General features: G+C 42.2%; 12 protein-coding genes. All 12 read right to left on the minus strand.

Translation table 11 applies throughout. The features are described from left to right. Positions 1-362, minus strand: a 362-nt coding sequence (gene rplN / locus PLK24_RS06510) for a 50S ribosomal protein L14 (RefSeq protein WP_324477450.1), incomplete at its 3' end; no start/stop codon positions are given. Continuing rightward, the gene (gene rpsQ / locus PLK24_RS06515; RefSeq protein WP_324477452.1) at positions 337-627 is read right to left on the minus strand and encodes a 30S ribosomal protein S17; all 291 of its coding nucleotides are present in this window, start codon (positions 625-627) and stop codon (positions 337-339) included. The genes rpsQ and rplN, both read right to left, overlap by 26 nt. Beyond that, positions 620-841 (minus strand): 50S ribosomal protein L29, encoded by a 222-nt coding sequence (rpmC, locus tag PLK24_RS06520; RefSeq protein ID WP_218111860.1) that lies wholly within the window; start codon positions 839-841, stop codon positions 620-622. The genes rpsQ and rpmC overlap by 8 nt, the downstream gene beginning before the upstream one ends. 11 nt (positions 842-852) lie before the next feature. After that, a complete protein-coding gene (rplP, locus tag PLK24_RS06525; protein ID WP_324477455.1) occupies positions 853-1,263 on the minus strand; it encodes a 50S ribosomal protein L16 in 411 nt (136 codons plus the stop codon). Then, on the minus strand, positions 1,241-1,957 hold the full coding sequence (rpsC, locus tag PLK24_RS06530; RefSeq protein ID WP_324477457.1) for a 30S ribosomal protein S3: 717 nt from the start codon (positions 1,955-1,957) through the stop codon (positions 1,241-1,243). The genes rplP and rpsC overlap by 23 nt, the downstream gene beginning before the upstream one ends. Further along, complete coding sequence (gene rplV / locus PLK24_RS06535) at positions 1,958-2,302, minus strand: 50S ribosomal protein L22 (RefSeq protein ID WP_324477459.1); 345 nt, start codon at positions 2,300-2,302, stop codon at positions 1,958-1,960. A 17-nt stretch (positions 2,303-2,319) separates the two neighbouring features. Next, positions 2,320-2,604 (minus strand): 30S ribosomal protein S19, encoded by a 285-nt coding sequence (gene rpsS / locus PLK24_RS06540; RefSeq protein ID WP_324477461.1) that lies wholly within the window; start codon positions 2,602-2,604, stop codon positions 2,320-2,322. Positions 2,605-2,622: 18 nt separating this feature from the next. Beyond that, positions 2,623-3,447, minus strand: coding sequence for a 50S ribosomal protein L2 (rplB, locus tag PLK24_RS06545; RefSeq protein WP_324477463.1), 825 nt, complete (start codon positions 3,445-3,447; stop codon positions 2,623-2,625). Between the two features lie 20 nt (positions 3,448-3,467). Then, positions 3,468-3,755 (minus strand): 50S ribosomal protein L23, encoded by a 288-nt coding sequence (gene rplW, locus PLK24_RS06550; RefSeq protein ID WP_324477465.1) that lies wholly within the window; start codon positions 3,753-3,755, stop codon positions 3,468-3,470. Further along, complete coding sequence (gene rplD / locus PLK24_RS06555) at positions 3,752-4,375, minus strand: 50S ribosomal protein L4 (RefSeq protein ID WP_324477468.1); 624 nt, start codon at positions 4,373-4,375, stop codon at positions 3,752-3,754. Before rplD ends, rplW begins: the two co-directional genes overlap by 4 nt. 10 nt (positions 4,376-4,385) lie before the next feature. Continuing rightward, positions 4,386-5,018, minus strand: a complete 633-nt coding sequence (gene rplC / locus PLK24_RS06560) for a 50S ribosomal protein L3 (RefSeq protein WP_324477470.1) — start codon at positions 5,016-5,018, stop codon at positions 4,386-4,388. A 30-nt stretch (positions 5,019-5,048) separates the two neighbouring features. Further along, positions 5,049-5,360, minus strand: coding sequence for a 30S ribosomal protein S10 (gene rpsJ, locus PLK24_RS06565; protein ID WP_324477472.1), 312 nt, complete (start codon positions 5,358-5,360; stop codon positions 5,049-5,051). Between the last annotated feature and the right edge of the window lie 91 nt (positions 5,361-5,451).

The following is a 5,451-nucleotide window of genomic DNA, read 5'->3' on the forward strand; positions in this document are numbered from 1 at the left end:
ACTTCTGGAGCGAGGGAGACGATTCTCATAAATTGTTTCTCACGCAGTTCTCGCCCAACTGGTCCGAATATGCGAGTCCCTCGTGGGACATTCGCCGGTGTAATGAGGACTGCAGCATTATCATCAAAGCGGATATAGGTTCCATCCACCCGACCGATTTCTTTACGAGTTCTCACCACTACCGCTCTGACTACTTCACCTTTTTTCACATTTGATCGTGGCTCTGCCTCTTTAACAGCAGCTATGATTATATCTCCAACCGATGCGTATCGACGTCTAGAGCCACCCATAACCCGGATGCACATTATCTTTTTGGCACCGGTATTATCGGCAACTTCAAGCATTGTTCTCGATTGAATCAATGTCCTCTCCTCCCTTTATTTTCGCCTTTAAAGTTACATCCACTACTCTCCACCGAACCGTTTTACTGAGAGGCCTGGTTTCTTCGATTATGACCCGATCTCCTACATCACAAATACCGGCTTCGTCGTGGGCTTTATACTTTTTGGATTTTTTCATTTTTTTCTTATAAAAAGGATGTTCGCTAATCCGTATTACTCGAACCAGTACAGTTTTATCCATTTTATTGCTTATAATTTCACCTGTGAATCTTTTTCGGTCAGCCATTTGATTTGACCTCCTGCGTCTTTCCAAACATTTCACGTTCATTGACAATGGTTTTGATCCGGGCAATATCTTTTTTAACCATGTGAATCCTTCGAGGATTCCCCAATTGTCCTGTTATCGCTTGAAATCGTAAATTAAAAAGCTCGGTTCGCAGGTCACTCAACTTTTTATTAAGCTCATCCCCAGTCATGTTGCGGATTTCCGAAGCTTTCATTAACAACACCTCTATTCTGCTTTTCTCTCAACTATTCTTGTTTTAATGGGCAACTTCTGAGCAGCCAGGTGAAGTGCCTCATAGGCAATTTCCCGGTCAACACCTGATACTTCAAAAAGAACGCGTCCGGGTTTGACCACCGCTACCCATCCCTCAACTGGTCCCTTACCTTTTCCTTGACGAGTTTCAGTCGGTTTTTTGGTAAAAGGTTTATCTGGAAAAATCCGAATCCAGATCTTTCCCTTTTTAAGATGCCGAGAAATGGCGATTCGAGCTGCTTCGATTTGAGGATTCGTTATCCATTGTGGTTCTAATGCTTGTAAACCGAATTCGCCAAAATCTACGGTTGCACCGCGGGTTTCAACACCACTCATCCTTCCACGGTTTTGTTTTCTATATTTAACTCTCTTCGGAATCAACATATGCTTCAGTCTCCTCCTTACGATTATCAACCTTGGTACTGGATACTCCTTCCAGAACCTCACCGGTTTTAATCACTTCACCCTTAAAAATCCACACTTTCACTCCGATTTTGCCATAGGTGGTGTTCGCTTCGGTAAATCCAAAATCTATATCAGCCCGAAGAGTTTGCAAGGGTAATCGACCCTCACGATACCATTCTTCTCGTGCAATTTCTGCTCCGGAGAGTCTTCCTGAACAGGAAATTTTTATTCCAATAGCACCTGATCGAAGAGCACGAGTAATGGCTTGTTTCATTGCTCGTCGATAGGAAACCCTTCTTTCAATTTGAAAAGCAACATTTTCAGCAACCAAGTAAGCATCAATTTCTGGAACCTTAATCTCATCAACAGTAATTTGAACATTTGGATTATCAACCAATTTTTGAATCGATTGACGAAGACTTTCAACTTCAGATCCTTTTCGTCCAATTACAATTCCTGGCCGTGAAGTTTTTATAATTACCTTAACCTGGTTGGCAAGTCTTTCTACTTCAACTGCTGAAACACCGGCTCTTTGCAACTTCTCTCTAACAAACTGTCGAATTCGAAGATCTTCTGCTAAATATTCTCGATATTTTTTATCTGCATACCAGCGAGATTGCCATCCTCGAATAATTCCTAACCTAAGTCCTATCGGATTAACTTTCTGTCCCAATTAGCTTCCCTCCTCCATATCTGATACTGCAATGGTAATATGAGAAGTCCTTTTTCGAATAACATTTGCTCTTCCCATTGCTCGAGCTCGAATTCTTTTCATGGTTGGACCTTGATTTACAAAGGCCTTTGAAACCACCAAACTATCGGTATTTAAGTTAAGGTTGTTTTCTGCATTGGCAACTGCCGACTTAAGCACTTTATAAACCAGTCGGGAAGCTTTTTTGGGAACAAATTGAAGCAAAGATAAAGCTTCATCGGCTTTTTTCCCACGGATGATATCAACAACTTGTCGAGCTTTCCGTGGTGATATTTTGATATATTTTGCGGTCGCTCTCGCTTCCATCTATGTTATCCTCCCTCTTATCTGAGCGCCGTTGATCGCTCGGTAGGATTTCCGTGGCCTTTAAAGGTTCGGGTTGGCGCAAACTCGCCCAATTTATGCCCTACCATTTGCTCAGTGATATAAACCGGAATATGCTTTTTTCCATTGTGAACTGCAATAGTATGCCCGATCATGTCCGGTATAATCATACTGGCACGCGACCAAGTTTTCAGTACTTTCTTTTCACCTTTTTTATTCATCTCTTCAATACGCGAACGTAATTTTAAATCAACATATGGACCCTTTTTCGATGATCGTACCAAAAGGAATTCCTCCTCCCATTATTTTCTTCTCTTCACAATCCATTTATCGGTATTTTTATTCTTGCGGGTTTTATACCCTTTCGTATACTGTCCCCAAGGCGTTACTGGTTGCCGCCCACAATGAGCTTTATTTTCTCCACCTCCGTGGGGATGGTCAATCGGGTTCATAGCATTACCACGAACTGTGGGTCGAATACCCATCCAACGTTTTCGACCAGCTTTCCCAACCGTGATGTTTTCGTGATCAAGATTCCCCACTTGGCCTACGGTGGCGAGACAATCAATATGAATAAGCCGAACTTCACCAGAAGATAACCGAATCTGAGTATAGGTTCCTTCTTTTGCCATAAGTTGCCCATAGGAGCCAGCAGCTCTGGCTAATTGAGCTCCCTTTCCCTGTTTCATTTCAATGTTATGAATAATAGTTCCAACCGGTATACTCCTTAACGGGAGAGCATTGCCAGGTTGAATTTCCGCTTTTGGGCTGGATAACACGGTATCACCAACTTTCAAACCCAAAGGAGCAATTATGTATCGTTTCTCTCCATCCGCATAGACCAAGAGAGCTATCCGTGCTGATCGGTTGGGATCATATTCAATTCTGGAAACTTTAGCTGGGATATCGAATTTATCCCGTTTAAAATCGATGATACGGTATTTCCGTTTGTGACCACCACCCTGATGACGCACCGTAATTCTTCCCGAACTATCTCTTCCGGCTTTACGCCGATGAGAAACAAGAAGCGATTTTTCTGGTCCCCCTGGAGTAACTTCCTCGAAAGTATGCCCGGTCATGTGGCGTCGGGGGTTCGTTGTCGGCTTGTATGCCTTAATATTTGACATAGTAATAATCTCCTTTAGAATTATCCGATATCAAAGGCTTTTATTTTCTCGCCAGGTTTGACATAAACAATCGCTTTTTTCCATGAACGAGTATATCCCTCAAAACGTCCCATACGTTTCACTTTTCCCTTTACATTCATGGTGTTGACCTGTAATACTGTAACTCCAAACAAATTATGAACGGCATTCTTGATGTCATTTTTGGTTGCCCGGGGATCAACCCGAAACACATACTTATTGGTTTTTTGCTGGTCAACAGCTTTTTCAGTAACAATCGGATGAATCAATATCTCTCGATCTTGAGTCATGCCCCGTACACCTCCTGAATTCCAACCAAAACATCCTTTTCAAAAACCACCATATCACTTTTAACAATACTATAAGTATTGAGCTCATTGCGACTTAACAATTTCACCAAAGGCAAATTCGCAAAAGCCCGGAGGACATTAGGGTTTTTCTCTGAAACGACTATTAAAACATTACCTTGAACATTCAACCGATTAAGAAGTTCAACAGCATCTTTGGTTTTCGGTCTATCAATATTGAGCTGATCAATAACCATGACAGCATTATTATTCAATTTATCTGTTATGGCATTAATTAAAGCCAACCTCTTTTCATTTTTTGGTAGAGGATGACTAAACGATCTGGGTTGGGGTCCAAACACAATTCCTCCATGACGCCAAATCGGAGACCGGTTACTTCCGTGCCGGGCTCGTCCGGTACCTTTTTGCCGCCAGGGTTTTTTCCCACCACCACGAACCTCGCTACGGGTTTTGGTTTTAGCGTTTCCCTGCCGTTGGTTATCAAGATATCCCTTAACCGAGAGAAAAATGAGATGGGTGTTTATTTCTCTTTGAAAGAGAGTATCTTCTATATTAAGGGTACCAACCTTGTTCCCTTCTCTATTCTTTACCTCAAGTTCCATTTCTTTCCTCCTAAACGGCATTCTTCCGCACAAGTACGGTTTGACCGGGTGCACCAGGTATTGCACCTTTCACCACTAATAAATCTCGTTCATCATTGATTTGCACCACGGTTAAATTTTTCATCGTCACTCTCTCTCCACCCATTCTTCCGGGGAGACCTTTCCCTTTCCAAACTCTCCCGGCATCGGTTCCTCCAATTGAACCTGGAGCTCGGCGATGCATAGAGCCATGAGAGGCTTTCCCTCCCCGATAACCATGGCGTTTCATTACTCCAGCAAATCCTTTTCCCTTCGATTTCCCAACGATATCGATGGTGTCTCCAACTTTAAATCCTGATACTTTAAGAACCTGGCCAACTTGAAACGCCGACAAATCTTTTACCCGAAATTCAACCAATTTTCTTAGAGGTTCAATTCCAGCCTTCTTTAGGTGACCTCTGATTGGTTTGTTTACTTTCTTTTCCTTGGTTTCTCCATATCCGATTTGTACTGCTTCGTAATTATCAGTATCCTTTTCCTTTTTTTGGACGATATAACAGGGGCCACATTTAATTACCGTAACCGGTATAGATTCGCCCTTATCGGAAAAGATCCGGCTCATACCTACTTTTTCTCCAATCATGCCATACTCTATTAGTGGCATTCTATTTCTCTCCTTCCGTTTCCACCGTTTCTACAGTTTGATTTCAATGTCAACCCCAGCCGGTAAATCAAGATGCATCAATGCATCAACGGTCTTTGGATTCGGTTCTAATATATCAATCAGCCTTTTATGGGTTCTTTGTTCAAATTGTTCTCGAGATTTTTTATCTACATGAGAAGAGCGCAAAACCGTGTATTTAACAATATCAGTCGGCAACGGAACCGGGCCAGAAACGAATGCTCCAGTCTTTTCCGCTGTCTGAACTATCCGTAAAGCTGATTGATCTAATATTTTATGGTCATAGGCTTTCAATTTTATTCTTATTTTTTGTGCCACTTTCATGCCTCCCAGTAAAGGAATTTCCCAAATACAGGCAAATGATTTACCCGATAATATCGGTTACTACTCCGGCTCCGACGGTACGACCACCTTC

Origin of the sequence: Atribacter sp., from assembly GCF_035418125.1 — a bacterium.
In the GTDB taxonomy this organism is placed as follows: Bacteria; Atribacterota; Atribacteria; order Atribacterales; family Atribacteraceae; genus Atribacter; species Atribacter allofermentans.